This is a genomic window from Pseudomonas sp. TH49, from assembly GCF_016650625.1.
Lineage (GTDB): Bacteria > Pseudomonadota > Gammaproteobacteria > Pseudomonadales > Pseudomonadaceae > Aquipseudomonas > Aquipseudomonas fluorescens_H.
On record NZ_JAEKFL010000002.1, the window covers coordinates 1,292,538 to 1,319,167 of the forward strand.

The window sequence follows — 26,630 nt, forward strand, 5'->3', positions numbered from 1 at the left end:
TTTAGAAAGTGGCTTGAAGGTTGAAGTGCAGGCGCGACTCCTGCTTCGAGGTGTTCGGCCCTTCGAGTAGCGGGTAGCCCCAGTCGAGGCTGCCGGACAGCCATTTGCTGAGGCTGGCGCGGGTGCCGAGGCCGACGCTGGCCAGGGCGTAACTGGCGTCCTGGTCCGGCAGTTCGTCGCGCAGGTACAGTTGCGCGCCTTCGGCGAAGGCGTAGAAGCGCCATTCCTGCATCCAGCTGCCGGCGTATTTCGCCAGCGACGGCGTGCGCAGTTCCTGACTGAGCAACACGCCGTCATCACCCGTGCGCTCGGCCGCCAGATAGCCGCGCACCGAGGTCGCGCCGCCAGCGGAAAACTGTTCGTTGGAGACCAGTGGCCCCGACGCCAGCTGGAACGCGCCTTTGCTCGCGCTCTGCCAGTCGTTGTCGAAAGTCCAGGTGAAATTGCTGTCGCCCTTGAGCACGGCGAAACTCGGGTTGGCCCGGTAGCGTTTGTAGTCGAAATCTTCGTCGGAACTGCCGTAACCGAAAATGCTACGTGTGGCTGCGACCAGGCTCAGGCCGAGTCCAAGCTGACTTTTTTCGGTGTAGCGGAAGCCGTTGTAGGCGAAGGTGAACGGCGCGTATTTCAGCGGCACCTTGTCGCTCTCGCCGGACAGGGTCAGGCGTTCGTCGAAGTCTTTGAAGTCGATACCGGCCGACAGCGAGTTCGACCAACTGCCACTGGACGGCAGCGTGTAGATCGCCGACACCCCGTAGGAATGGCCCTTGCCCAGCACATTGCTGCCGCCGATGGTGGCGACGTTGCTGTCGGACTGATAACCGGAGAACTGCACACTCCAGCGCTCGGTCAATGGCGCGGTGTAGGAGCCCGACCAGACCTTGGCGTTGTCGGTGTCTTGCGGCGCGGTGAAGAATGTCAGGTTGATGCTGTGGCCGAGCTGCCACAGGTTGTTGTAGCCGAGGCTGGTCACGGCGCGGAGCTTTTCGGTGTCGGCGCTGTAGTCGTTGTTGAGGCCGATGCTGCCGGTCCAGGGGTTCTGGTCTTCGACCTGCAAATCGACGTCCATGGTGCCGGGGCGTTGACCTTCGCGCACCAGCGGCATGACCTGACGGCCCGGGGTTTTATTGAGCTGCGCCAGTTCGCCCTGAACCTTGGCGAAGTCCGGCACCTCGCCTTCTTTCAGGGCCGGGACGTTGTCGCGGATGTCCAGCGGCGAATAGTGTTTGGCGCCGACCACGCGCACCCGGCCGACCTTGGTTTCGCTGACTTGCAGATAGACGATGCCATCCGCCACCGCTTGCTCCGGCAGTTCGACGAACACCGATTGGTAGCCGCGCTCCTGATAGGCCTTCTGCAAGGCATCGCGGGCGCCTTCGATGTCGCTCATGGCTTTCTGCGGGCCGAGAAACGGGTACACCGCCTCTTCGATGGCCCGCGCGTCGAGCACGGTGTTGCCGCGCACGAAGTATTCGTTGACGTCCACCAGACGTTGCGGCGCAGCGGCTTCGGCAGCCTCTTCGGCGAATGCCGGTTGCGCGCCGGCCGTCACCAGCAGCCAGCCCCACAGCGCCAGCCGTGACGTGAAAATCTGATCCACACTACCCCCTGAATTCGCGATGACCTGTTGGCGCTGTTGCACGCCTTGTGTGTTGCATCCAATGGCTGGCGCGGCTAATTGCTGACGTGCGCGGCACCGCTGTGCTTGCCGAGCCAGGTATGCAACAGCGCGAAGTTCAAGGAGAACTCGGGCATTTGCAGCAAGGCACCGCAGAACACTTCGCCGATGATTTTCTGAATGAGCTGCACCGCACGCGGGTTGTTGAGGAGCGTGGCGATGTCGCGACTGAGGACGTTGAAGCTCCAGACTTTCTGGTTCAGGCCAAGGCCGACGAACCAGCGGAACAGCAGGTTGTAGTTGAGCTGTTCATACAGTTGCTGCTCGCTGGGCACCGAATACAGCAGTTGCAGGAGCAGAATGTGCATGACGGTTTGCGCGGGGATGAGCATGCCGGGCTCGGCATTGAGTTCGTGCAGCAGGTCTTGATGGGCATCGAGCAAGTCGTCGATCTGCGGGCGCAGCAATACCAGCGAATGGCCTGGCGGAATGTAGCTGGAGACCTCTTTCAAGGCACCCTGCCAGTCATCCTGCGACACGATCCAGACCCACGGCGCACCGTAGCGATACACCGAAACCGGCTTCTTGCGCGCCGCTTCGACGATCTTCGACAGGCGCTGATCGAGTTCCTGCATGCCCACTTTCGAGTAGCGTTCCATAGTCCCCATTGCCTCACTCCCGGCGTCCCGCCTCGGCTTGTGAAAAGCGCCCCGTTGGGCCCCTCAAGCGCGTTACATAGGCATGACCGGACTGGCTATGTGCTACCGAACTTTTGTCATAAAAGCTTCATTACAGAGGGTGTGAGCGGCACATAAATCAAACTGTGGGAGCGGGCTTGCTCGCGAATGCGGTGTATCAGCCATGGGGGTGTCAGCTGACAGGACGCCTTCGCGAGCAAGCCCGCTCCCACAGGGGGATCTGAGGTGTTTTCGGGTCAGGTGTAGACCGGCCAGGTGTCGACAATCTTGCCGCCACGCACCGCCAGCAGATCACCGAATTGCAGGAGGACGGCTTCAGTCTGGGTCGGGCGCAGGAACACTTGATCTTCGATGGTCAGGCCCACGGCGTTGGAGCCGTTGACCATCTCCTGATTCGAGCTGCGTCCGTACACACCATTGCTCTGTAACCCCGGCGGCGATTCGAACTCGGCCATCCAGTTGCCGCCGTAAATGAAAAAGGTCTGGCGCTGGTTGGTGTCCCACCAGGAGAACAGCCGCGACTTGTCATCCAGCGCCGGAATGTTCACCGCCCCCGTACTCTTCAACACAGGCGTGGCGATGTAGGTCGCCGGCACGTGATCGACCAGCGACGGCAGGTCGTAGTGCGTCGGTTTGAGCATCGCCGTGCCCACCGAAACCTCGGTGCTCAGCCGCTCGTTTTCATGGATGCGGTAACTCGGGCTGCCGGCGGTGTTCAGGCACAGGTTGTCATTCCACAACGTCGGATACTGCTGGCGGGTGAAATCCACGCAGCGCTGATAAATCACCATGACCTTGGCGAACAGTTCCTCGGGCGAACCGAGAATCCCCGGTACGCCCATGCCCACGAACGGGTCGTAACCCATGAACCCGGCGAACTGCAGATGCTGCGGATTGGCGCTGATCAGCGTGAGCATCTGCCCCAACACATTCACATCACTGACCCCGCCGCGATGCAGGCCGACATCCAGTTCGATGTTGATGCGCATCCGCGTGCCCAGCCCCTGCGCCAACGCGAGGTATTGCTGCAAGCGCTCAGGCCCGTCGAGCAGCCATTGCAGTTGCCTGGAAGGATCGAACGAGCCTTTGTGGTTTTGATAAAACAGCTCGGCTGAACGCACCGGCAACGGCTTGCCGAGCAGAATGTCGGACTGCGGAAACTTGACCGCATCGTGATTGAGAAACGGCTGGTGAAACGACATGAGTTTTTGCGTCCCGGCCCGTTGCGCGATGTAGCTCAACAGCCCCGGCGACGGCAGGGACTTTTCCACCAGACGCAATTGCTTGCCGCCGCGTTTGGCCGACTGCATCACCACGTCGATGTTGTGATCGAGGCGATCCAGATCGATCAACAGCACCGGGCGCATCGGGCCTTTGTCTTTCAGTTCATTATTCAGCGCGCGGAAATATTCACTGTACGGCGCACCTCGATCACCCGGTCGCAGCCAGGCGCCCACGCCCACCAGTAAAGCGCCGACACCCAACGTGCCCAGCATGAAATTGCGTCGATTGACCGCCATCAGCTCACCCCCAGAATTGACGACAGATGCGCATTGAGAAAGCGTCCGCTCGGATCCAGCGCCTGACGCACCTCGACAAACTCGCGCCAGCGCGGATACAGCGGCTGCAACGTGCGGGCGTTGAGCGTGTGCAACTTGCCCCAGTGCGGGCGGCCGTTGTACTTCCAGAAAATCGGCTCGACCGCCGCGAAAAAGTTGTGGTGATCCATCTGATAGTGCTGGTGCACCGAAATCGAACAGCTGTCGCGGCCCTCGAACATGCTCAGCGGAATATCGTCGGCTTTCACGTAGCGATACTCGATGGGAAACCAGGTGCGCAGGTCTTTGTCGCGAATCAGTTTGAGAATATCGCGCAGGCACGCCGGGCCGTGTTCGGCAGGCACCGAGTATTCCATCTCGTTGAAACGCACGGTGCGCACATTGGCGTAGATGTCGAACGAGTCACCGACCCGATCATCGAAATTCGCCAGATGCCGCAGGCTGTTGAGCAGCGTGCTGCGCAGCTCAGGGAAATCGCTGCCATATTTGTCGATCTTCTCGATCAGGGTCACGAACTCGTTGCCGCCCTCCTCTTCGGGCGGGATCGGCGGGGTGGCCGGGTCGCTGGTTTCGTTGAGGGCGATAGACAAGGCGTAATCGGAATGGGTGACCACGAGCATTTCCCAGTGCTGATTTTCGCGGGTGTTTTTGTCGAGGTCTTCCAGCAGCTCTTCGGTCCTGGCGATCCACTGGCGTTCGCGCAGGCGATAGGCCGGGCGATTTTGCAGGCGGATTTTCGTCGCCACGCCCAGTGCACCGAGGGACACCCGCGCAGCGTTGAACACCTCGGGATGGCGCTGGCTGTCACAGTCCAGCACCTCACCATTGGCCGTCACCAATTGCATGCCGCAGACGTGGGCGGAATAGGACTGAAAAGTTTTGCCGGTGCCGTGGGTCGAGGTGGAAATCGCCCCGGCGAGGGTCTGATAGTCGATGTCGGCCATGTTTTGCAGCGCCTGGCCGACGTCCTTCAGCGGCACGCCCATGCGCGACATCGGCGTGCCGGCAGCGAATTCGGCCTGCAGGGTTTTCGGGTCGTGATCGAGCAGCCCGGTGAAATAGCTCAGCGACAGCAGCGTGCCGTCGGTAGGCACCAGCGCACTGAACGAATGCGCCGAACCGACCGGGCGGATTTTGCCCTGGGCCTGGCGAATCGCAGCGCTCAGTTCATCGAGATTCTTCGGCGCCAATCGCGCCGCCGGCAGGCAACTCTGCCCGCCCGACCAGTTGCGCCAGGGAATCAGTCGCGGTGCGCGCATCAATTGCCCCAGCGCGGGATTGGCCGCCAGCGCACTGAATGCGCCGACGATGCTTGCCCGCTGCAACAACTGCCGGCGTGTCAGATCCATGCTCATGCGCGCACCCTTATTGTGGGAGGGGCTGGTCGGCCATGAAGCCGATCAGTTGCAGGAATTGTTCTTCCGAACACTCGACGCACTGGCCCATCGGCGGCATACCGTTGTAGCCGTTGATGGCGTGGTCGAGCAGCGTGTCGGCGCCCTGCTGGATACGCGGTTCCCAGGCTTTACGGTCGCCGGTCAATGGTGCGTTGGCGGCCGGATTGGCGTGACACAGCTGGCAGCTGTTGGCGTAGATCTGCGCCAGTGCCGGGTCGGAGGGGGTGGCGTTGCTCGCAACGCGATGGGTGGCTGGAGGCTTGTCGTCATCGCCGCAGCCAGGCAGCGCAATCGCCAGCGCCAGCAAAAAGGTCAATCGCAATGCCCGCATAACGATCCTCGCGTGGGATGCCGTTTATTGTTGTGAGCCCACCTTAAGGCAGCGGCGCCCGCGGGTTGAGGGCATTGCGGGACAGTGAGGGGAACTTCGGGGGCCAGCAGAAAATGTTCAAACCATACGATTCAACTGTGGGAGCGGGCTTGCTCGCGAATGCGGTGTGTCAGCCATGAGGATGTCAGTTGAAAGGACGCATTCGCGAGCAAGCCCGCTCCCACATTGGATTTCATAAACCAGTCAGAGCTCTGTTCCGCCTCTCTGCGTGACATTCGCGTGACATTGGCGGGTTTAAATGTCGGCGCATTCAGGCGTATAACCTGTAAAGACTTTTTGATCTGTATACGGACATCAACACGGGGTAGCGACATGACCACAGCAAACATCCTTGGCAATCTGTTCCCTTCTGTCAGCGACATCCCGGAAAAATACCGCCTCGACGGTCAGGTCGAGCAACGCGAATACCTCGTCGATGGCGAACTGCGGCGTTGGGACGGCCCGCTCGCACAAGTGCGTAGCCCGGTCTATATCCATGGCGAAAGCGGCGATGAACAAGTGATCCTCGGCAGCACGCCACTGCTCGACGCCGACACCGCCCTCACCGCCCTCGACGCCGCCGTGCGCGCCTACGATCGCGGTCAGGGCCAGTGGCCGACCATGCGCGTGGCCGAACGGATCCAGCACGTCGAAGCGTTCCTCGGGCGTATGCGCCAGCAGCGCGAAGCCGTGGTCAAGCTGCTGATGTGGGAGATCGGCAAGAACCTCAAGGACTCGGAAAAAGAGTTCGACCGCACCTGCGACTACATCGTCGACACCATCAACGCGCTGAAGGAACTCGACCGCCGCTCCAGCCGTTTCGAACTGGAGCAGGACACCCTCGGCCAGATCCGCCGCGTGCCGCTCGGCGCCGCACTGTGCATGGGCCCTTACAACTATCCGCTGAACGAAACCTTCACCACGCTGATTCCGGCGCTGATCATGGGCAACACCGTGGTGTTCAAACCGGCCAAGCTCGGCGTGCTGCTGATCCGCCCCCTGCTCGAGGCGTTCCGCGACAGTTTCCCGACTGGCGTGATCAACGTGATCTACGGCAGCGGCCGCGAGACGGTCAGCGCGCTGATGGCCAGCGGCAAGATCGACATCTTCGCCTTCATCGGCACCAACAAGGCCGCCAGCGACCTGAAGAAACTGCACCCGAAACCGCACCGTTTGCGCGCCGCGCTGGGTCTGGATGCGAAGAACCCCGGCATCGTCTTGCCGGAAGTCGATCTGGACAACGCAGTCAGCGAAGCGGTCACCGGTTCGCTGTCGTTCAACGGCCAGCGCTGCACCGCGCTGAAGATCCTGTTTGTGCACGAGGACGTGGTCGACGCCTTCATCGAAAAATTCAACGCCAAACTCGCCACGCTCAAGCCGGGCATGCCGTGGGACAGCGGCGTGGCACTGACGCCGCTGCCGGAGTCGGGCAAGGTCGACTACCTGCACGGTCTGGTGGCCGATGCGCAGAGCAAGGGTGCACAAGTGGTCAACCCGAACGGCGGCGAGAGTCGTGAGTCGTTCTTTTACCCAGCCGTGCTGTACCCGGTGACGCCGCAGATGCGCGTGTACAACGAAGAACAATTCGGCCCGGTGGTGCCAATCGTTCCGTATCGTCATCTCGATACCGTGATCGATTACGTGCTGGAGTCGGATTTCGGCCAGCAACTAAGCCTGTTCGGCACCAACCCGGTGGCAATTGGCCGACTGGTCGACACTTTCGCCAACCAGGTCGGGCGAATCAACCTCAATGCCCAGTGCCAGCGCGGCCCGGACACCTACCCGTTCAACGGGCGCAAGAACTCCGCCGAAGGCACGCTGTCGGTACACGATGCGCTGCGGGTGTTTTCAATCCGCACACTGGTGGCGACCAAGTTCCAGGACAGCAACAAGGATCTGATCAGCGAAATCATTCGCGGCCGCGATTCGAGCTTCCTGACCACCGACTACATCTTCTGACGAGGACTTTGCACTGAGCACCTTCAGCACCCACCGACTGCCACCGCTGCTGCGGCGAATCCTGCGTCCGTTGCTGGACCCCTACCGCCGCTACCAGCACGCCCGAGTGATTCACGCGGTGCGGGTAGCACTGGGGCTGCTGGCGACCATTCTGCTGACCACCGGCATCAACCTGCCCCACGGCGAGTGGGCTTCGGTGACCATGCTGGTGGTGATCGGCGGTCTGCAACACCACGGCAACATCGGCAAGAAAGCCGCCGAACGCGCCACCGGCACCCTGATCGGTGCCGGCGTCGGTCTGCTGCTGGTGGCCCAACAGGCATGGCTCGGCATGCCGTGGCTGACCTACTTTGCGATGGCCGTGGTCTGCGGATTCTTCTCCTATCACGCCATCGGCAAAGGCGGTTACACCGCCCTGCTTTCGGCAATTACCGTCTTCATCGTCGCCGGACATGGCGACAACCCGATCACCGACGGCTTGTGGCGCGGCGTCGACATCCTGATCGGCATCGCCCTGGCCCTGGCGTTTTCCTTCGCCCTGCCGCTGTACGCGGTGTATTCGTGGCGCTACAACCTGGCCGATGCCTTGCGCGACTGCGCCACGTTGTACGGACGAATCATCAGCGGCCAACCGGTCAGCGCCGATGAACATCTGAAGCTGATGGGCCGGGTGACTACGGTTATGGTGCAACTGCGCTCGCTGATGCCTTCAGTGTCCAAGGAAGTGAAGATTTCCATGACCGAACTGGACGCGATTCAGCGCAACCTGCGGATGTGCGTCAGTACCCTGGAAATTCTCGGCAACACCCGCCCCGATGCCAACGACCCTGAAGCCATGGCGCACCTGCAATCGGCGCTGCGGGCCGAGCACCGGGTGATCCGCGTGCAACTGATCGGCATGGCCCGGGCCTTGAAGTCCGGGGCGGCGCAACGCCTGGCGCGCCCGCTGGAGCTACCGGACGCCAGCCTCGACACACCGGTCTACAGCACGCTGGACGGTTACCGCTTGCTGACCCGACAACTGGCGGCGAACATCGGCGAGTTGCGTCAGCGTCTGGCAATGACCGCGCCGCGCTGGAACATCTGAGTCAGCGGAAAAATCCATGTAACAAAGCAGACATCATCATTACAATGCGCCGCAAAATGGATGTGACATGGACGCATAAATGCAATTCAGGAAAAGTATCAACGCCCTCAGGGCGCTGGCTGTGCTCGCGGTCGTGCTGTTTCATTTCAAGGTGCCAGGGTTTGAGGGCGGATTCGTCGGGGTAGACGTGTTCTTCGTCATTTCCGGGTTCCTGATGACCGGCATCATCGTCAATGGCGTGCAACAACAGAACTTTTCCCTCCTCGGTTTCTACGCCTCCCGCGCCCGACGCATCATTCCTGCCTTGCTGACCCTGTGCGTCGCGTTGCTGGTCTTTGGCTACGTCTATCTGCCGCTGGACGATTTGCGCGAAACCATCCGCACGATCAAGAGCAGCCTGCTGTTCAGTTCGAACTTCAGCTTCGCCCAAAGCGGCAATTACTTCGCTGCGCCGCTGCATGAAAACTGGCTGCTGCACACCTGGTCGCTGTCGGTCGAGTGGCAGTTCTACATGCTCTATCCCGTGTTGATCATGGGATTGCACAGATTCTTCGGTACCGGCAAGACCCGCTTGGCCCTGGTCGCCCTGGCACTGATTTCACTCGCGGCGTCCGTCGTTGTGACACGCCTCAACCCGACGTTTGCGTTCTACATGTTGCCCACCCGTGCGTGGGAAATGATCGCTGGCGGGCTGGTCTTTCTGTTTCCCCTGCGGCTCAGCCAGCGCGGCGGCGCGATTTGTGAAGGGCTCGGACTGTTGGCGATTGGCATCAGCGTGCTGTTTTTCTCTGAAGCTGATGTGTGGCCGGGCTACCTTGCACTGGTGCCGGTACTGGGGACGATGCTGGTGATTCACGGCAACACCCGGTCCGCGTTCAGCAGCCATCCTGCGCTGCAATTTGTCGGGAGCATTTCCTACTCGGTGTACCTGTGGCATTGGCCGCTGGTGGTGCTGCTGTACCTGTGCGGACTGTTGAACAGTTGGCCGCACGTGATCGGCGCAATGATCGCGTCGTTCGCAATGGGCGCCCTGTCCTACTACCTGGTTGAATCCAAGGTGAAGAGCGGTACGACCGCCACACGAACGGTGATCAAGTTCGCGTCGCTGACAGTGGGCGTGGTTGCCGTGTCGGCGGTGACGTCTTCGCTGGTCAAGGACCACCCCGACTGGCGCCCGGCGCTGGTCGAGCTCGGCCAGCCGGAATACACCAGCAAGCTGTATCCGCAGGAGTGCTACCCGAACGAATTCGGGGCGGCGGATTGCAAACTGGGTACCGGCGAGGTTTCGGTGATTCTGTATGGCGACAGTCATGCGCAATCGACTGCAGCGGCGGTGCAAATGGAAAACCCGCAGGCGGCGCTGTCCTGGGCCAGGGGCGGTTGCCCGACCCTGGCCCACTTCGCCATGCACGACAAGACCGTCGAAAGCCAGTGCCGGGGCTTCAATCGGGAAAAGCTGCAACAACTGAAAACTGAATATTCCGGAATCCCTGTGGTGCTGTTCAGTCGCGCGGCGCTGTACGCGGACTCGGGTCGGGAAAACAGCTACCGGATTTCCTTTCCCGAGCGGCAGGCCTCGTTTGCCGACGCCTATACCGAAGAGTACGTCAACACGGTGTGCTCGATCGCTGAAAACCATCCGGTGTATATCGTCAAACCGATCCCGGAAATGCCCTTCAGCGTCTACAAGGGCCTGAATCTGAACCAGCGATTGTTCCGGCAAACCACGGATATTTCCCTGCCATTACAGACATATGAGAAGCGCAACCGCGTCGCCATCGCGACGATCGAAGCCGCCGCCAGCCGCTGCAACGCGACGGTGATCGACCCGACGCCGTACCTGTGCCCCAACGGCAACTGCATGGGGTCCAGGGACGGCGTACCGTTGTACTTCGATGACAATCATCTGGTGGATGCCGGCAATCAGCAGCTAAAAGGCCTGTTCAAGGATCTGATCAAACCGATTTGAGCTGACGCCGGGTTTTCAGGCCCCAGCCCTGCTGCATGCCGGCGGCGGCCAGCAGAATTGCCGCTACACCGAGCCATTGCAGGGTTTCCAGGCGATGGCCGAAGGCGAACCAGTCGACGAAAATCGCCGCAATCGGGTAGATGAAGGACAGCGCGCCGGTCAGTGCCGTTGGCAGTTTCTGGATCGCACCGTACAGCAGGACATACATCAGGCCCGTGTGGACAATGCCCAGCGTCACCAGACTGGCCCATGCTCCGCTGGTTTGCGGCAGGCCGTTGAAGTGCGCGAACGGCGCGAGCAGCAGCCCCCCGGTGCAGACCTGGATCAGGGCGATCAGATGCGGCGGTGTGCCGGTCAAACGCTTGATGATCAGCGCCGCTATCGCGTAGAGCAACGCCGCGCCCAATGCCAGCGCAATCCCCAGCAGATACTCGCCACCGCCCTCACCCTGCCCGCCATGGGCGCTGACGATCGCCAACATGCCGAGAAAGGAAATCGCCAGCCAGAACAGTTTCTGCAGGGTGATTTTCTCGCCGAGAAACAACGCCGCCAAGCCGACCAGCATGAACGGCTGCACGTTATAGACCGCCGTCCCGATGGCAATCGAGGCCCGGGAATACGAGCCAAACAACAACACCCAGTTGCCGACAATCGCCACACCGCTGAGTACCGCGAGGAGGAACGTGGTGCGGGTCAGAATACCCGGACGCAAGAAGCCGAACGCTGCGCAAATCAACAACAAGGTGCCGGCGCCGAACACGCAACGCCAGAACACCACGTCCAGCACCGGCTGCCCGGACACCAGCACGAACCAGCCGATGGTTCCGGAAATCAGCATCGCGGCGGTCATCTCCAACGAGCCGCGACGGGTTGTTGTGTCCATCATTAATCTCCGTTGGCATTTGACGAAAGCGTGGCAAAAGTATGCCAAGCCGACACCGCGTGCCTCCAGCGCAAAAAGCAGGCTAAACTCGGTTTCTGCCTTTTTTATCGCGGGTGGATAGCGGTAATTGCCTAATGTGGGAGTTGCACCATGACCGACGACATCGACCAGATGCTGATCAGTGCCCTGATGGAGGATTCACGCCGCTCGCTCAAGGCGTTGGCGCAGATCAGTGGCCTGTCGTCACCTAGTGTGGCCGAACGCTTGCGCCGCCTCGAGGAACGCGGCGTGCTCAAGGGCTATACCGTCGAGATCGACCCCAAATGCTTCGGCTATCAACTCCAGGCCATCGTCCGGGTGCGGCCACTCCCAGGCCAATTGCAAGAGGTTGAACGGCAGATCATGGCGATCCCCGAGTTCACCGAGTGCGACAAGGTGACAGGCGAGGACTGCTTCATCGCCCGCTTGCACGTGCGCTCGATGGAACAGTTGGACACTTTGCTCGACCGTCTCAATACGCTGGCCGAAACCAATACCGCGATCGTCAAGAAAACCCCGGTCAAACGCCGCTTGCCACCGATGGCGTGAGTGCTTTTTCGGCATGCTCGGCGTAGATTGAAGTTTTTCCGACGAAGGATTGGCGGTAATGAGAATTCAGGCAGTGATGCTGGCGGCATTGATGCTTACCGGGTGCGGAACGGTGCAGACCGTTGCGCTCAGTGACAAGGCTTCCGTGGATCAACTGAAAACCCAGAAAAGCTACTGCGGCGCTGTACCGCGCATTTACAGCGGTGTGACCTACGACTTCTGCATGCTGCACGCCGAAAAGCCGGATGACGTCGACGCGTTCAATTACAACAACGCCTCCTTTGGCCTGGTGGTCGATGCGGCAGTTTCGGGTGTGCTGGATACATTTCTGCTGCCCTACACCATTTACAAGCAACAGGCCGATGGCAGCATTGTCATCAACTGATCCGGTTTGCGCTTTTCCCCAGACAACAAAAAACCCGCCGAAGCGGGTTTTTTGTTGATTCAAAAACAGCGATCAGTCGTCGCGGCTCATGATGCCGAAGATCTGCAACAAGCTGATGAACAGGTTGTAGATCGATACATACAGGCTGATGGTCGCCATGATGTAGTTGCGCTCGCCACCGTGGATGATCGCGCTGGTCTGGAACAGAATGCAGACCGACGAGAACAGCACGAAGCCGGCGCTGATCGCCAGTTGCAAACCGCTGATCTGGAAGAACATGCCCGCCAGCGTTGCACCCAGCAACACGAAGAAACCGGCGGTGATGAAACCACCGAGGAAGCTCATGTCCTTGCGGGTGATCAGCACGTAGGCCGACAGACCACCAAACACCAGCGCAGTCATCGCAAATGCCGAGCTGACCACTTCAGCGCCGCCCTGCATGCCCAGGTAACGGTTGAGGATCGGGCCAAGCAGGAAACCCATGAAACCGGTCAGCGCAAATGCAGACACCAGGCCCCAAGCGGAATCACGGAGTTTGTTGGTAAGGAAGAACAGCCCGTAAAAGCCGATCAGCACCACGAAAATATTCGGGTAGCCGACGCGCATCTGCTGAGCCACGAAAGCCATCACACCGCTGAATGCGAGGGTGAGCGCCAGTAAGCCGTAAGTGTTGCGCAGGACGCGGCTAACCTCTAGCTGCTCAGCCTGCACGCTGTTGTGAACTGCGTAATCCTGTTCGCGCATGGCGACACTCCTGTTGGTTTGAAACGTTCAGTCGCAAAGATCATAACAGACGCTCTGTAACAAGCCATGCACAGAGTTTGACAGTGTGTTTCATTCAGGTATTATGGCGCCCGCAACGCAACGGAGGTGTGGCCGAGTGGTTTAAGGCAACGGTCTTGAAAACCGTCGACTGTAACAGGTCCATGAGTTCGAATCCCATCGCCTCCGCCATCTTATGTACGACAAAGCCCTGATTATTCAGGGCTTTGTCGTTTCTGGCACTCTAAAATGTGTGCGTTGATCCGGGCGCTGCCTCCTTCACTTCAAGCTGAAGCTGACGGGCCGTTCAAGGGCGTGAAAGCGTTTTCAGACGCTCTACCAACGCCGCTTCAAAAATGACGTACAGCTTTTCAGCATCGCCGGCACGCAAAACCCCACTGGTTTCCAACCCAAGCACGAAGCCATCTGCGCGAGCCCCCGCCTTCACCGCGATGATCATCGAGTCTGCCCGGACAATCTGCGCCAGAAGCCGATCAGCTTCACGCCGCATCTTTTCGTTCAACACTACGCCTTCCACTTCCTCACCCTGCATTCAATGCGAGATTCAACAAATTGTGTGATCAAGGCTACGCCGCCGATAACGGCGCCTCAAGCCTGACACCAATGAACCTTCGCTATGGCAGCCATCAGGAACCTTTCAAGTGAACGACTCCGTTATGTTTAGAATCAAAATGGGCAGTTTCAAGCGCGTTTAGCAGTCGCCAGCTCGATCATTCATTACCGGAGAACAATGCATGCCTCTCAGTGAGACCATTCATAGAGCGTTGCTAAGCGCAGAGGAACGTTCCTCTATCGCTGAAATTGAAGCTACAACCAATATTCTGCAGCTCGTCACACGCATGACCGGAACGCGGTTCGCGGCGATCGCAAAATTCACCGAGACGGACTGGATAGTCTGTTCCGCCTACGATCCGATCGAGCTTGGGATCAACACCGGCGACACCTTGGAACTCGAGACCACACTTTGCAGTGAGTTTCGCAGAGACCCGCAAGTGCTCTTCGTGCCACAAATAAGTCGCGACGGCAGGTTTTCGACACGTCCTGTGGTGAAGCAATATTTGATTGAAAGCTACGCAGGGGCGCCTATTTTTCTTCCTGACGGACAACTTTGGGGCGCGTTGTGTGCACTGGACTCGAGGGCCGTCATTTTCGACGACCCGGATCTGGCGGACACGTTAGGCCTGTTCGCGAGACTGATCGGCTGCATCTTCTATTCGAATCTGACAGAGGCCGGCAGCGGCTACAGCAAGGACGGCTAAGGCGTTAGCGAATAACTAAAAAACAGCCCTGAATATTCAGGGCTGTTTCATTTGTCGCGTGTGTAAACTGACAAGATGCCGATACCGTGCAGGGACACCGAATCACGGCAGCAGCACTTACTCCAAGGAAGGCAGGAATCTGAACAATGTTGGAACACATCTGGCGGAGCATCCATTCACCGGGCTACTTCCCCAACGTCATGGAATGGATGGTCGATATTCTCCTCAACCCGTTTATGGTAGTCATGTGCCTGATGGTTGGAGCACTGGCCGGTAAATGGTGGAGAGCCATCCCCTACGGTGGCCTCACTTGTTATGTAGTGTTCTTGAGCCGGTCGTCTTTCTATCGATGGGACAGCATTTTCCCAGAAGCCGGCCTACCTGCGCTGTTGATTGACGGCACGCTGCTAGCCCTCATCGGCTTCTATTTGAAAGGCGTGCTCAGAACCCGCGCAGAAGCAAAACCGGAAGGCCATTGGTTGCGCTGGCTTTACCGAACCTTGAGGGCCGTCATGCTGACAGTCGTGGTGGTGTTCTGGGTACTCGTCGGGCTGTTCGTGGTGATCTTCACCGTCTCGGTCGCTACCCAGCCGTCAGTGGTGCACTGAACGTCCTGCTGCCAGCCAGTATATGTACGAAAAGTCATGGCCCGCCTAAAGCGGGCCCTTTATCACCCAAAGGCCTGACATCTTCACGCCCGCAACCTAGCAGGATTTATGTTGGAATCCGCGAAGCCTCGACCCCGCCTTCATCGTTGTCCTCAGCCCTGACCAGTACATTGCTGTCCTCGTCAATCTGATACGGAACGTCAGCCTCTACTCCGTCGATCCCGGTCTTGACGACCACGTTGGTGTAGCGCTTGCCATCCCAGGAGCGGAAAACCAGGGTTGAATTCTCCCCGCCTGAAAGCGTTGAGCCGAGGCTGCCGATGAGTCGGCTGTCGGCACCAGCGGTCAACACGCAGTTTTTGCCGGCGGTCAGCTTGCTGCGATCTCCTGCCATCAGCACACAATCGTCACCGGCGGTGAGTTTGCTGCGATCGCCAGCCGTCAGGTAACTGTTGCTGCCGGCGAGGAGTTTGCTGCGGTCGCCGGCTGTCTGGGTGCTGTCGGCACCGGCAGTCAGCTTGCTGCGATCGCCCGCCATCTGGATGCTGTTGGCACCGGCGATCAACGTGCTGCGAGAACCCGCTGTTTGCGAGCTGCCCTTGCCGGCGATCAACATGCTTTTATGCCCGGCAATCTGCGTGCTTTCATGGCCCGCGATCAGGGAACTCTTGTGGCTGGCAATCTGGTTGCTGCCATATCCGGCCGTCAAGCTGCTGCGCATTCCGGAGGTCAGGCTGCTGCCATACCCGGCAGTCAGGACACTGTGCAGTCCACTGATCAGCGTGCTGCCGTAACCGGCGGTCAAAAAGCTGCGAACGCCACTGGTCAAACTGCTGCCGTAGCCAGCGATCAGCGAGCTGTCTTGCCCTGCAACCCCGGTGCTGCCATACCCGGCGGTGAGTGTGCTGTCGCGCGCCGCCATCTGGGTGCTGCCATAACCCGCCGTCAGCGTGCTCTCGTAACCGGCAGTCTGCGAACTGCCGTAGCCGGCCATCAGCGAACTGCCAAATCCTGCGATTTCCGTACTGCCGTAGCCTGCGGTCAGGGTACTGCTGTCGAGTGCAGTGAGCGTGCTGCCATACCCCGCCGTCAGGATACTGTCGTACCCCGCGGTCTGGGTGCTGCCATATCCGGCGATCAGGGTGCTCTCGTACCCTGCGGTCGAAGTGCTGCCATAACCTGCCGTCAGGCTGCTATTGAAGCCGGCGGTTTGCGTGCTGCCATAACCGGCAACCAACGTGCTGCTGTAGCCTGCCGTTGAAGTGCTGCCATAACCGGTGGTCAGCGAACTTTGTTCCTGGGCGGTCTGCGTACTGCCGTAGCCGGCGGTAAGGGTGCTGCCGTAGCCTGCAGTTTGCGTACTGCCATAACCGGCGATCAGTGTGCTTTCGTAGCCAGCGGTCGAGGTACTGCCGTAGCCGGTCGTTAACCAGCTTTGCTCCTGAGCTGTCTGGCAACTGCCGTAACCCGCCGTCAACGTGGATTCGTAGCCTGCGGTCTGGGTGCTGCCGTAACCGGCAATCAACGAGCTTTGATAGCCCGCCGTCGACGTACTGCCGTAGCCAGTGGTCAGTGAGCTATTGTCCTGCGCGGTTTGCGTGCTGCCGTATCCGGCAGTCAGGGTGCTTTCATATCCCGTTGTTTGAGTGCTGCCATAACCTGCGATCAACGAACTGTTGAATCCAGCGGTCGAGGTACTGCCATATCCCGCAGTAAGTGAACTGTCTTCCTGAGCAGTCTGGGTACTCCCGTAGCCCGCGGTCAGGGTGCTTTCGTGTCCTGCGGTCTGTGTGCTTCCATAACCCGCGATCAGCGAACTGTCAGGGCCGGCGGTGCTCGTGCTGCCATAACCGGCTGTGAGCGAACTGCCTTCCTGTGCGGTCTGGGTACTGCCGTATCCGGCAGTCAGGATGCTGCCGTGTCCGGCAGTTTGCGTACTGCCGTAACCGGCGATCAACGAGCTGTCGTAACCAGCAGTTTCGGTACTGCCGTAGCCTGCAATCAGGTCACTGCTTTCCTGGGCGGTCTGAGTGCTGCCATAACCCGAGGTCAGAATGCTTTTGTAACCGGCAGTCTGGGTGCTGCCATAGCCTGCAATCAGCGCACTTCCGTGACCGGCGGTTTGCGAGCTGCCGTAACCGGCAGTCACCATGCTGCCGGGGCCAGTGGTGGCCGTGCTGCCGTAACCGGCGGTGAGGTCACTGCCTTCCTGGGCAGTTTGCGTACTGCCGTAACCCGCGGTCAGCGAGCTTTCCTGCCCAGCAGTCTGCGTGCTGCCGTAGCCTGCGATCAGTGAACTGTCGGAGCCGGCGGTGCCCGTGCTGCCGTAGCCTGCGGTGAGATCACTGCCGATCTGCGCGGTTTGCGTACTGCCATAACCGGCGGTCAGCGAGCTTTCCTGCCCCGCAGTCTGGGTGCTGCCGTAGCCCGCGATCAGTGAACTGTCGGAGCCGGCGGTGCTGGTGCTGCCGTAACCGGCGGTGAGATCACTGCCTTCTTGGGCTGTCTGAGTGCTGCCATAACCCGCGGTCAGCGAGCTTTCTCCGCCAGCCGTTTGCGTGCTGCCGTAGCCGGCAATCAGCGAACTGTCCGAACCTGCGGTACTTGTGCTGCCGTAACCGGCGGTGAGATCACTGCCCTCTTGGGCTGTCTGAGTGCTGCCATAACCGGCGGTCAGGGAGCTTTCTCCGCCGGCCGTCTGCGTGCTGCCGTAACCCGCTATCAGCGAACTGTCGGAGCCGGCGGTGCTGGTGCTGCCGTAGCCGGCGGTGAGATCACTGCCGATCTGAGCCGTTTGCGTACTGCCGTAACCAGCGGTCAAAGAACTTTCGCCACCGGCAGTCTGTGTACTGCCATAGCCAGCTATGAGCGAACTGTCCGAACCTGCGGTACTTGTGCTGCCGTAGCCGGCGGTGAGATCACTGCCCTCCTGGGCGGTTTGCGTACTGCCATAACCGGCAGTCAGGGAGCTTTCTCCGCCGGCAGTCTGGGTGCTGCCATAGCCGGCGATCAGTGAACTGTCGGAGCCAGCGGTGCCGGTGCTGCCATAACCGGCGGTGAGATCGCTACCCACCTGAGCCGTTTGCGTACTGCCGTAACCAGCGGTCAGAGAGCTTTCGCCACCGGCAGTTTGCGTACTGCCATAGCCGGCAATCAGTGAACTGTCGGAGCCGGCGGTGCCGGTGCTGCCGTAGCCAGCGGTGAGATCGCTACCTGCCTTGGCTGTTTGTGTGCTGCCGTAACCCGCCATCAGCGAGCTTTCATCTCCGGCGGTTTGTGTACTGCCATAACCTGCAATGATCGAACTGTCGGACCCCGAAGTCCCGGTACTGCCGTATCCCGCAATAAGCGTGCTGCTATCGCCGGCGGTTTCAGTGCTGCCGTAGCCTGCAATGAGCTGGCTCTGACTGGCGCCAGTGAGCGTACTGCCATAAACCGCTGTTTCGAGTTTTTGCGTGGCCCTTACAGTTGTACGGTGACTGATGACATCGGGAAGACTGCCAGCAATAACCGGGAGCCCGGGAAGTGTCTCGATTGTCTCGGATTGCACTTCAGGAAATTCAAAAGTCTCAATCAAGTTCTTCGTCGACGCTTCATAATCAGCCGCATTATCGGCGATGTAATCCAATGCGCTATTTCGCGTCCCCACGTGAACGACTTCTGCACGGCAAAACTTGACGCCTTCGTCGTCCTCGAGAAATATCAAGTCGCGTACCGCCACTTCGCACACAACCCATCGCGCATCCGCCTGCATGCTCAAATGGGCGTTTGTGCCTTGGCCCCAAAGCAAGCCAGCCAGCCCATTTTCAAGTTTTCTCGTCGGCTCCCAAAACCTGCATTCCACCGGTCCTGACACGGGCCATATCAGACCACAATGGTCGGCCATGTTATTGGCGCATGTTCTCAGGACCAGCACTTTTTCGGTTTTCATTTTGCAACACCTTTACAACTTCAATCTCTAAAATCCTTTGGAGACAAACGTCCATAATATATTTCCCTACTCAAAACCCACGCAGGTAACAGCCCTCGAATTAACAGAAGCATTCGACTGCGCAGACCTTGAACTAAACATGAAACTCTTGAGAACCCGGAAACCTATGGCTCGAGGCGAAGAGAGGGGCCGTATTGCCTTATCGAAGCGGCATAGGACATGATTGGACAGATCCATATTTAAAAGAAGTAAAACGAAGTAGATTTCATCGATGATTAGAAATACTTAACGTAAAACCCCATCGCATACATCATCTATATACGACAAAGCCCTGAATAATCAGGGCTTTGTGGTTTCTGCCAGGCGCATCTGGATGGCGGCAAATCAAAATGGCTAGTGCGTCCTCAGCCACTACGCAGCCACACTCTCATGCTCGCTTTCATGAACATAAACCCACGAGATTCCCGAAGGCGATGTGGGGTCCAGACGCATAAGCGCCGAATCGACTTTTTTCTTGGTGATTCCGTCTTTGACGAGATCGAAAACCGTAAGGAACAGGTCGCCCGGCAGAGGCGTGATCGAAAGATTGATGATGTGCGATTCGGGGCTGCCAACACGCTTCCCGTACAGCCCCCAAAGTCGCTCCCAGTAGTCCGCCCGATCCATGATCTGACCATCCGTGAGCACCACTCGGAAGTCGCTCGCCAGCGCATCGTACAAGGGTTTGATGGCGCCTTCGGATTGCGAAGCCACACCGCGTGACCACGGGAAAAAGAGGTTGTACCAACGGTATACCTCTGCTTCGACGAGCGCGCTTTTGTCGGATGTTTCGGGTACTCGGCTGATTGCCATCTGTGTTCTCCTTAACAAGCAAAAGGTGGCGGGCACTGCGTTACAGACCGGGAGTCTGGATACACATTCGCCAGAGCGATGCACCGCGCCTTATTCAAGATCCTTCCTGAAATCAACGTCATTGAGGCCAACTGAATCAACGTTTAAATACTGTGTGGTACCTCCTGTCACTTTAACGACCGAGCCACAAAAGTAGTCGCTAGGCAGTCAGGTTGCATTGAAAGCTGACCAACGGTTTTAGTCATGCACCATGACGAAATCCAGATCGACGAGTTCATCGGGTCGGCAACGACGCAGATCACCAGAGTCCCTGCACAAACCGGTCACGCCCCAGCGTCTTGGCGTTGTACAACGCCTGATCTGCGACCTCGATCAACCCTTGCAGGCTTTCCAGTTGCGACCCCGTGGCCGTAGCGATGCCGATACTCACACTCAGCCGTCCGAACGGACTGGACGGATGTGAGATGTTCTCTTGTTGCAAGCGCTCAAGGATCAACTGAGCCACCACTGCGGCCCCCTCACTGTCGGTGGCCGGCATGATCACGCTCATCTCCTCGCCGCCGTAACGTGCCACCAGATCCGACGGGCGCCGTACACATCCCTCAAGGATTCTGCCGACCTTCTGCAGGCAGGCATCGCCGGCGACATGCCCGAATGAGTCGTTGAACAGTTTGAAGTAGTCGATATCGATCATCAGCAACGCCAGCGTCGTGCCGTCACGCTGCGCGCGCCGTGCTTCCATGGCGAGGCTTTCATCGAAGCAGCGCCGGTTGGCCAGACCAGTCAGCGCGTCCTTCATCGCCAGCAACTCAAGCTGGCGATTGGATGCGAGCAATTGCTGCTGCGTACCGCGCAATTGATCTTCAGCCCTGGTACGCCTGCGGATATCCAGAATCAGGAACCAGCCGATGAGCCCGGTAAGTCCCAGCAGCCCGATGACGACTACTGCCGAGAGCCATGCTTCCATGCGCTACGCAGCGAGGGCCTCGCGCTTGCCGAGTGCGACGGTGGTGATCAGCGGCAACCGGTCACTCTTGCGGAACGCATAGAGCCGCTCGACGCCATCCAGGCTGGAAGTAAACGACGCGGTGCCGACGGATCGATCGACCAGATACTTCTCATAGATCGGCGATTTGGAAAAGTTGCGCCCCATGTCCTGCTCACGGAAGGGATAGCGCACCAGCAACGTACCGTCGGTGTAGGACAAGCCGATGGCGCCCTCCTGCCCCACATCGATCTTGCCGAACAGACGCAGGAAGTTTTCGACGCCCAGGGTCACCGCCACCACCCCGGCAAACTCGCCGTGCGCATCATTGAAACGGCGGCTGACGGTAATCACCCACTCCTGATTGGAGCGGCTCTGGATCGGCGGACCGATAAAAGTCTCGCGGCTTGGATCGTCACGGTGATGGATGAAATAAACACGATCACTGCTGTTGGCCCCGGCCGGAATCGGTCGGTTGGACGACATCAACCATCGGCCCTGATTGTCGTAGATGGTGATGCCGCTGAGCTGTGGCATCAGCGGCTCCTGACGATTGACCAGCGCGCTCAGACGCTGGATCTGCGCAGGGCCGCTACCTTCGGTTTCCAGGCGTTCGACGAGTCCAAGCAGCAGCAACGAACTTTGGCGGACGATCCCTTCGGAGTAAGTCGCAAGCGCCTGGGTCAGGTTCAAGCCATGAACGTTGACTTCCTCCAGTGCCCGCTCTCGGGAGGCCAACACTTTCCACACCGTCAGTGACGCGAGGGAACAACCGATCACCAACAACAAAAGCACAACCAGGTGGGTATCACGCTTCACATTACTACCTTTGGGAAAGTCCGGTTTTCCGTTTCAACGACTGGTGGATCGACGCAATGGCGGCGGCCATTTGTCCTTGTTTTGAACAAGAATACAAGCAGCGGTGGATAGATTATGTAGCGCAAAAACCACGACAAGAATGCCAGTCCAAACCGTCGCCAGGCTTTCAGGATTTGACAGGGCTGCGCAACCCCAAAGCCAACTTTCTGACGCCTGTTTCACGACCCTTTTCGCCTGTTTTGCCAGGCATAAAATTTTGGCACTTTTGCACAACAAGTTGACATCCAAAAGCATGCCACGGGTCACCGATATCATTAGAGTATGCGCCCTTAAAAAGGAAAGGACTCTTGATGACTCAGTCACTCTCACGGCGCGTTGTGGCGATTACCGGCGCCCTGGGGAATCTCGGCGAGACCCTGGCGGACATGGCCGCAGCCCGGGGCGCAGATCTGGTGCTGATCGATCGGGCGATGATTACGCTGCCCAGTTCGCACAATCGACTGGTCCTGTCCGGGATTGATCTGACTTCCTTTGCCGATTGCCAGGAAGTCGCCCACCAGATCAATCGCTATTTCGGTCGCCTCGATGCGCTGGTCAACGGCGCCGGCGGCTATGCGTGGGAGCCGTTGCTGGGCGGTGCGATAGAGGCCTGGGATCGGCTCTACTCGCTGAACCTTCGAACCGCATTGAATGCCAGCAAAGCCCTGCTGCCATTGCTGCTGCAATCCTCGGCAGGACGCATCGTCAACATCGGTGCGAGCATGGCGGCCAAAGCCGGGCTGGGCATGGGCGCTTACGCTGCGTCGAAATCCAGCGTACTGCGCCTGACCGAAAGCCTCGCCGAAGAGCTCAAGGACATGAGCATCACGGTCAATGCCGTGCTGCCGAGCATTCTCGACACCCCGCAAAATCGTGAGGCCATGCCCGACGCCGAACATCAGCGCTGGGTGACACCGGCGCAACTGGCGGCGGTCATTCTGTTTCTGATCTCGGAACAAGCGTCGGCCGTCACCGGCACCGGCATTCCGGTGATCGGGCGCATGTAGGGTCTATTGACGCCGCGCGCCTTGGCGACGTCGCTTTCTTCACCTTTCGGAAAAGCAAGATCACCGGATTACCGGACTTCCCCTCCCCCCATGCGACCCGCCACTTCCAGCGCTGCTTTCGTTAACCACGTCCTCGATGTCGCCGAACAATACGGCTGCGATGGCGATTGGCTGTTGCAGCAGACCGGACTCTCACGCGAGCAGTTGTCCGACTCGATTGTGCGCATTCCCATGCGCCAACTGCGTGCGTTGCTGGAACTGGCGGCGCTCAGCAGCAACCTGCCGCATTTCGGTCTGTTGGTCGGCACCGCCGTGCGCCCGGGCACCTACGGTGTGCTGGGTTATGTGCTGATGACCAGCGCGACGCTCGGCGAATCGCTGAACATGATTCTGCGCTTCGGCAAGATCGTTTACGACAGCCCTGCCAGCCAGACCCGGATCGTCATCGGCGACGGTCGCGTGACTCTCGAAGATCAGCGCATCAGTGAACTGGAGCCTTACTGCGCCCTGCATCAGGAAGCCCTGATGGTCGGCTGGGCAGCGTTCGGCCGCTGGTTGATCGCGAGTAACCAGCCGATGCTGGAGGTCCGGATGATGCATCCGGCAGTCGGCGAGCCGGCGCTGTACGAAGACTTTTTTGGCTGTCCGGTGCAGTTCGAGGCCGGGAGCAATGCACTGGTGTTTGCCGAGTCGACACTCTCGACGCGAATCCAGGGCGCCGACCCGCGCATGCATCGCAGCATGCTGCTGGAGGCCGACTGGCAGTTGTGTCTGACGTACCCGGCATTTTCCGTAACCGATCGCTTGCGTGCATTGCTCACCGAACAATTGCCGACCGGCGATTTCAGCTTGAAAAGCCTGGCCCGGCAGTTGGCGATTTCACCGCGCACCTTGCAGCGCAAACTGGCGGCCGAAGGGGAAAACTTCAATCAAGTATTGGAAACCATGCGCATGGAACTGGCCGACCATTACCTGCGCCGGACCGAGACCAGCATCATGAACATCGCCCTGATGCTGGGTTACTCGCAGGCCAGTTCTTTCAGCCACTCCTTCCGACAGGCACGCGGGATCTCGCCGGTGGATTACCGCAAGTTGCTACGGGCCCGATGAAGCGTCACTGGCCTATAGCTTGATTGGCCTGCGCTAAACCAGTGGACCTGACACCACCCAATTAAACCTGTGGGAGCGGGCTTGCTCGCGAAGAGGCCGCGTCAGCCAATTCATATGCTGACTGACACACCGCTTTCGCGAGCAAGCCCGCTCCCACATTAGCCTGCGCTGAGCCAGTGGTTCTGACACCACCCAGTTAAACCTGTGGGAGCGGGCTTGCTCGCGAAGAGGCCGTGTCAGGCACTTTATATGCTGACTAACACACCGCCTTCGCGAGCAAGCCCGCTCCCACATTAGCCTGCGCTGAGCCAGTGGACCTGACACCACACAATTAAACCTGTGGGAGCGGGCTTGCTCGCGAAGAGGCCGTGTCAGCCAATTCATATGCTGACTGACACACCGCCTTCGCGAGCAAGCCCGCTCCCACATTGGTCTGCGCTCAGCCATTGGCTCTGACACCAATCACAGGGATCGGGTCTGTGGCTGGCAGTAGAAACAGCACGGGTTATTTGACCAGGCGTTTTTCCCTGGACGGTCGATAGCCGAAGAACGCGCTGTAGCATTTGCTGAAATGGCTCGGCGAAACGAAACCACAGGCCACCAGCACTTCCATCTGCGACAGCTCGGTGTGTTGCAGCAGGCGCCGGGCTTCGGTGATGCGCAATTCCAGGTAATAGCGCTGCGGCGTGGTGCCCAGTTGCTCCTTGAACAAACGCTCCAGCTGACGCCGCGATCGGCCGGCATACACCGCCAGTTGCTCCAGCTCCAGCGGCTCTTCGAGGTTGGCGTCCATCAGTTTGACCACCTCGCGCAAGGGTGCGCTGACGCAGAGGTTTTCGTCCGGTTTGATCCGCCGGTACCGCGACTCCTCGAACGCCAGAATATCCTCGATGCCTTCGACCAGCGCCTTGCCGTGCAGGCCCTTGATCCAGTCCAGCGCCATATGGAACGCCCCGGACGGACTCGACGCGGTGAGTCGATCACGATCAATCACATACGGCTCGCTGCTGACCTGGGTGGCTTTGGCAATCTCCGTGAGCGCCGGACGATGTTCCGGGTGGATCGCACAACGATAGCCATCAAGGAGCCCAGCGCGGCCGAGAAACCACGCACCGTTCCACAATCCGGCCAGACCGACACCGCGCTCTGCGGCGCAGCGCAACAGGCTGATCAACTCCTCGCTGGCCTTCAGCTCGGTGCGGTAGCCGCCACACACCACCAGCAGATCCAGCTGAGCAAGACTGGCCGGGTCAATCCGCGAGTCCGGACGAATCACCAGTCCCAGATCGCTGATCACCTCTCCCTCGCCCAGACCGAACGTGCGCGAGCTGAACAGTCCGGCGCGCAACAGATTGGCGGTGATGATGGTATCCAGCGCCTGGGTGAAGGCCGGCAGTGAAAAGTGCTCCAGCAACAGGAAACCGGTGCGGGTGATGCGGGTCTCGGTGGCTTGCTCATTCAGATAGCGGAGGTTTTTGCCCTTCATGCCTCCGCTGAATTGACGTCGTTCGATCAAGGTCTGGCCCATCGGTCATGTTGTTATCCGCCGATAGTTGGCTTGCCGGGCCAAAGAGTCAATCACGCTTGCGGCTGATGACTGGTCACGCAGTGAATCCCGCCGCCACCGGCAGCAATCGCATCGATGTTCAGCAACTCGACTTTGCGCTCCGGATACAGCTTCGACAGCAGGTCGTAAGCCTTCTGGTCGGCTGCCTTGTCGCCGAATTCCGGGGCGATGATCGCGCCGTTGATCACGAAGTAGTTGATGTAACCGGCAGCGAAATCCGGGTTGTTCTGATTGAACTTGCTTTTGCGCGGCTTGAGCGGCGGCGAAATCGTGTGGATCTGCAGTTTGCGACCATCAGCGTCGGTGGCTTTCTTGAGAATCTCCAGGTGCGCCAGCGTGACTTGGTGATCGTAGGATTCAGGGTCGCTGTCGAGGTTGGCGATCACCACACCGGGCTTGATGAACCGCGCATAGAAATCGACGTGAGCGTCGGTGATGTCCTTGCCCTTGATCCCCGGCAGCCAGATGATTTTGCGCAGGCCCAGACGCGCCTTCAATTCAGCCTCGACCTCGGCCTTACTCCAGCCCGGATTGCGGTTGCTGTTGATCCAGCTGCTCTCGGTCATGATCCCGGTGCCGTGACCGTCGACTTCAATGCCGCCGCCCTCGCCCACCAGCTCGCTGCGCAGGTACGTCGCCTGTACGTCGGCGGCCACACGCGCGGCGATTTTTGCATCCTTGCTGTGCCGCTGTTTGTCGCCCCAACCGTTGAAATTGAAGTCCACGGCGCCGAGTCCGCCCCTGTCGTCGATGACAAAATTGGCGCCGATGTCACGCATCCAGATGTCGTCGAGCGCGGCGGTCACGTAGGTGACGTTGCGGGTGCCGCAGTACTCTTCGGCAAGGCTGCGTTCGCCGCTGCGACAAAACACCGTGAGCGGTTCATAACGGGCAATGGTGCGAGCAATGCGGCCCAGCGCAGCCTGCACATCCGCGGTGAAATCTTCCCAGATCGCATCCTGTGCGCCGAAAGCGATGAAGGCGCGCTCGTGCTTGTCGCCCTCGTCGGGCATAAACCAGTCCCCCGCGCTGGCCGCCAGCAATTTGCCCGGCGTCAGGCCAAGGCCCATGACCGCGGCGCTGACACCTGCGGCGACTGATACCTGTTTGATGAACTCTCGACGCGTCGACATATCTGGTTTTCCTGAAAAGGGCCG

General features: G+C 59.4%; 21 protein-coding genes, 1 tRNA gene and 1 pseudogene. 10 read left to right on the forward strand and 13 right to left on the reverse strand.

From position 1 onward, the window contains the following. Position 1 precedes the first annotated feature (1 nt). The 5 genes from JFU48_RS23245 to JFU48_RS23265 all read right to left on the reverse strand — a co-directional run bounded on the left by JFU48_RS23245 (position 2) and on the right by JFU48_RS23265 (position 5,603). On the reverse strand, positions 2-1,600 hold the full coding sequence (locus JFU48_RS23245; protein ID WP_003224459.1) for a ShlB/FhaC/HecB family hemolysin secretion/activation protein: 1,599 nt from the start codon (positions 1,598-1,600) through the stop codon (positions 2-4). A 74-nt stretch (positions 1,601-1,674) separates the two neighbouring features. Beyond that, positions 1,675-2,286, reverse strand: a complete 612-nt coding sequence (locus tag JFU48_RS23250; RefSeq protein ID WP_080593238.1) for a transposase — start codon at positions 2,284-2,286, stop codon at positions 1,675-1,677. 266 nt (positions 2,287-2,552) lie between these two features. After that, entirely contained in the window at positions 2,553-3,761 is a 1,209-nt protein-coding gene (locus JFU48_RS23255) for a DSD1 family PLP-dependent enzyme (RefSeq protein ID WP_201138522.1), read from the reverse strand. A gap of 74 nt (positions 3,762-3,835) precedes the next feature. Then, complete coding sequence (locus tag JFU48_RS23260; protein WP_201138523.1) at positions 3,836-5,164, reverse strand: D-arabinono-1,4-lactone oxidase; 1,329 nt, start codon at positions 5,162-5,164, stop codon at positions 3,836-3,838. 76 nt (positions 5,165-5,240) lie between these two features. Beyond that, on the reverse strand, positions 5,241-5,603 hold the full coding sequence (locus JFU48_RS23265) for a c-type cytochrome (RefSeq protein WP_003224454.1): 363 nt from the start codon (positions 5,601-5,603) through the stop codon (positions 5,241-5,243). A gap of 372 nt (positions 5,604-5,975) precedes the next feature. On the opposite strand from JFU48_RS23265, the gene JFU48_RS23270 reads away from it, so the two are divergent. From JFU48_RS23270 to JFU48_RS23280, 3 genes are all read left to right on the forward strand, one after another. Continuing rightward, positions 5,976-7,601 (forward strand): NADP-dependent glyceraldehyde-3-phosphate dehydrogenase, encoded by a 1,626-nt coding sequence (locus JFU48_RS23270; protein ID WP_201137803.1) that lies wholly within the window; start codon positions 5,976-5,978, stop codon positions 7,599-7,601. Positions 7,602-7,647: 46 nt separating this feature from the next. After that, the gene (locus JFU48_RS23275; RefSeq protein WP_177434786.1) at positions 7,648-8,688 is read left to right on the forward strand and encodes an FUSC family protein; all 1,041 of its coding nucleotides are present in this window, start codon (positions 7,648-7,650) and stop codon (positions 8,686-8,688) included. A gap of 79 nt (positions 8,689-8,767) precedes the next feature. Then, positions 8,768-10,657, forward strand: a complete 1,890-nt coding sequence (locus JFU48_RS23280) for an acyltransferase family protein (protein WP_201137804.1) — start codon at positions 8,768-8,770, stop codon at positions 10,655-10,657. Here the strand turns inward: JFU48_RS23280 and JFU48_RS23285 are convergent. Beyond that, positions 10,644-11,540, reverse strand: coding sequence for a DMT family transporter (locus JFU48_RS23285; protein WP_201137805.1), 897 nt, complete (start codon positions 11,538-11,540; stop codon positions 10,644-10,646). The genes JFU48_RS23280 and JFU48_RS23285 overlap by 14 nt on opposite strands. Before the next feature lie 150 nt (positions 11,541-11,690). On the opposite strand from JFU48_RS23285, the gene JFU48_RS23290 reads away from it, so the two are divergent. Both JFU48_RS23290 and JFU48_RS23295 read left to right on the forward strand, forming a co-directional pair. Continuing rightward, positions 11,691-12,128, forward strand: a complete 438-nt coding sequence (locus JFU48_RS23290; protein ID WP_201137806.1) for an Lrp/AsnC family transcriptional regulator — start codon at positions 11,691-11,693, stop codon at positions 12,126-12,128. Between the two features lie 58 nt (positions 12,129-12,186). Continuing rightward, positions 12,187-12,513: a YceK/YidQ family lipoprotein gene (locus tag JFU48_RS23295; RefSeq protein ID WP_201137807.1), complete on the forward strand. Its 327-nt coding sequence runs from the start codon at positions 12,187-12,189 to the stop codon at positions 12,511-12,513. 72 nt (positions 12,514-12,585) lie between these two features. On the opposite strand, the gene JFU48_RS23300 is transcribed toward JFU48_RS23295, so the two are convergent. Next, positions 12,586-13,257 (reverse strand): Bax inhibitor-1/YccA family protein, encoded by a 672-nt coding sequence (locus JFU48_RS23300; protein ID WP_003224442.1) that lies wholly within the window; start codon positions 13,255-13,257, stop codon positions 12,586-12,588. A gap of 122 nt (positions 13,258-13,379) precedes the next feature. On the opposite strand from JFU48_RS23300, the gene JFU48_RS23305 reads away from it, so the two are divergent. Next, positions 13,380-13,467 (forward strand) — tRNA-Ser (locus tag JFU48_RS23305). A 115-nt stretch (positions 13,468-13,582) separates the two neighbouring features. On the opposite strand, the gene JFU48_RS23310 is transcribed toward JFU48_RS23305, so the two are convergent. After that, positions 13,583-13,813, reverse strand: coding sequence for a hypothetical protein (locus JFU48_RS23310; RefSeq protein ID WP_003224423.1), 231 nt, complete (start codon positions 13,811-13,813; stop codon positions 13,583-13,585). A gap of 217 nt (positions 13,814-14,030) precedes the next feature. Between JFU48_RS23310 and JFU48_RS23315 the strand changes: the two genes are divergently transcribed. Next, the gene (locus JFU48_RS23315) at positions 14,031-14,555 is read left to right on the forward strand and encodes a GAF domain-containing protein (protein ID WP_003224422.1); all 525 of its coding nucleotides are present in this window, start codon (positions 14,031-14,033) and stop codon (positions 14,553-14,555) included. A gap of 146 nt (positions 14,556-14,701) precedes the next feature. Then, complete coding sequence (locus JFU48_RS23320) at positions 14,702-15,163, forward strand: hypothetical protein (RefSeq protein WP_003224420.1); 462 nt, start codon at positions 14,702-14,704, stop codon at positions 15,161-15,163. Positions 15,164-15,269: 106 nt separating this feature from the next. Here the strand turns inward: JFU48_RS23320 and JFU48_RS23325 are convergent, their stop codons facing one another. The 3 genes and pseudogenes from JFU48_RS23325 to JFU48_RS23335 all read right to left on the reverse strand — a co-directional run bounded on the left by JFU48_RS23325 (position 15,270) and on the right by JFU48_RS23335 (position 21,750). Then, positions 15,270-18,671 carry an Ice nucleation protein gene (locus tag JFU48_RS23325; protein WP_446739785.1) on the reverse strand — a complete coding sequence of 1,134 codons (3,402 nt, stop codon included), beginning with the start codon at positions 18,669-18,671 and terminating at the stop codon, positions 15,270-15,272. Positions 18,672-19,505: 834 nt separating this feature from the next. Then, positions 19,506-19,946 carry a hypothetical protein gene (locus tag JFU48_RS23330; protein WP_201137809.1) on the reverse strand — a complete coding sequence of 147 codons (441 nt, stop codon included), beginning with the start codon at positions 19,944-19,946 and terminating at the stop codon, positions 19,506-19,508. A 298-nt stretch (positions 19,947-20,244) separates the two neighbouring features. Further along, positions 20,245-21,750: pseudogene (locus tag JFU48_RS23335) on the reverse strand (sensor domain-containing diguanylate cyclase). A 350-nt stretch (positions 21,751-22,100) separates the two neighbouring features. On the opposite strand from JFU48_RS23335, the gene JFU48_RS23340 reads away from it, so the two are divergent. Continuing rightward, complete coding sequence (locus tag JFU48_RS23340; protein ID WP_201137810.1) at positions 22,101-22,796, forward strand: SDR family NAD(P)-dependent oxidoreductase; 696 nt, start codon at positions 22,101-22,103, stop codon at positions 22,794-22,796. Between the two features lie 90 nt (positions 22,797-22,886). Continuing rightward, positions 22,887-23,906, forward strand: coding sequence for an AraC family transcriptional regulator (locus tag JFU48_RS23345; protein ID WP_003224413.1), 1,020 nt, complete (start codon positions 22,887-22,889; stop codon positions 23,904-23,906). Between the two features lie 505 nt (positions 23,907-24,411). On the opposite strand, the gene JFU48_RS23350 is transcribed toward JFU48_RS23345, so the two are convergent. Further along, the gene (locus tag JFU48_RS23350) at positions 24,412-25,434 is read right to left on the reverse strand and encodes a GlxA family transcriptional regulator (protein ID WP_201137811.1); all 1,023 of its coding nucleotides are present in this window, start codon (positions 25,432-25,434) and stop codon (positions 24,412-24,414) included. 50 nt (positions 25,435-25,484) lie between these two features. Next, a complete protein-coding gene (locus tag JFU48_RS23355; protein ID WP_201137812.1) occupies positions 25,485-26,606 on the reverse strand; it encodes an agmatine deiminase family protein in 1,122 nt (373 codons plus the stop codon). Positions 26,607-26,630: the final 24 nt, after the last annotated feature.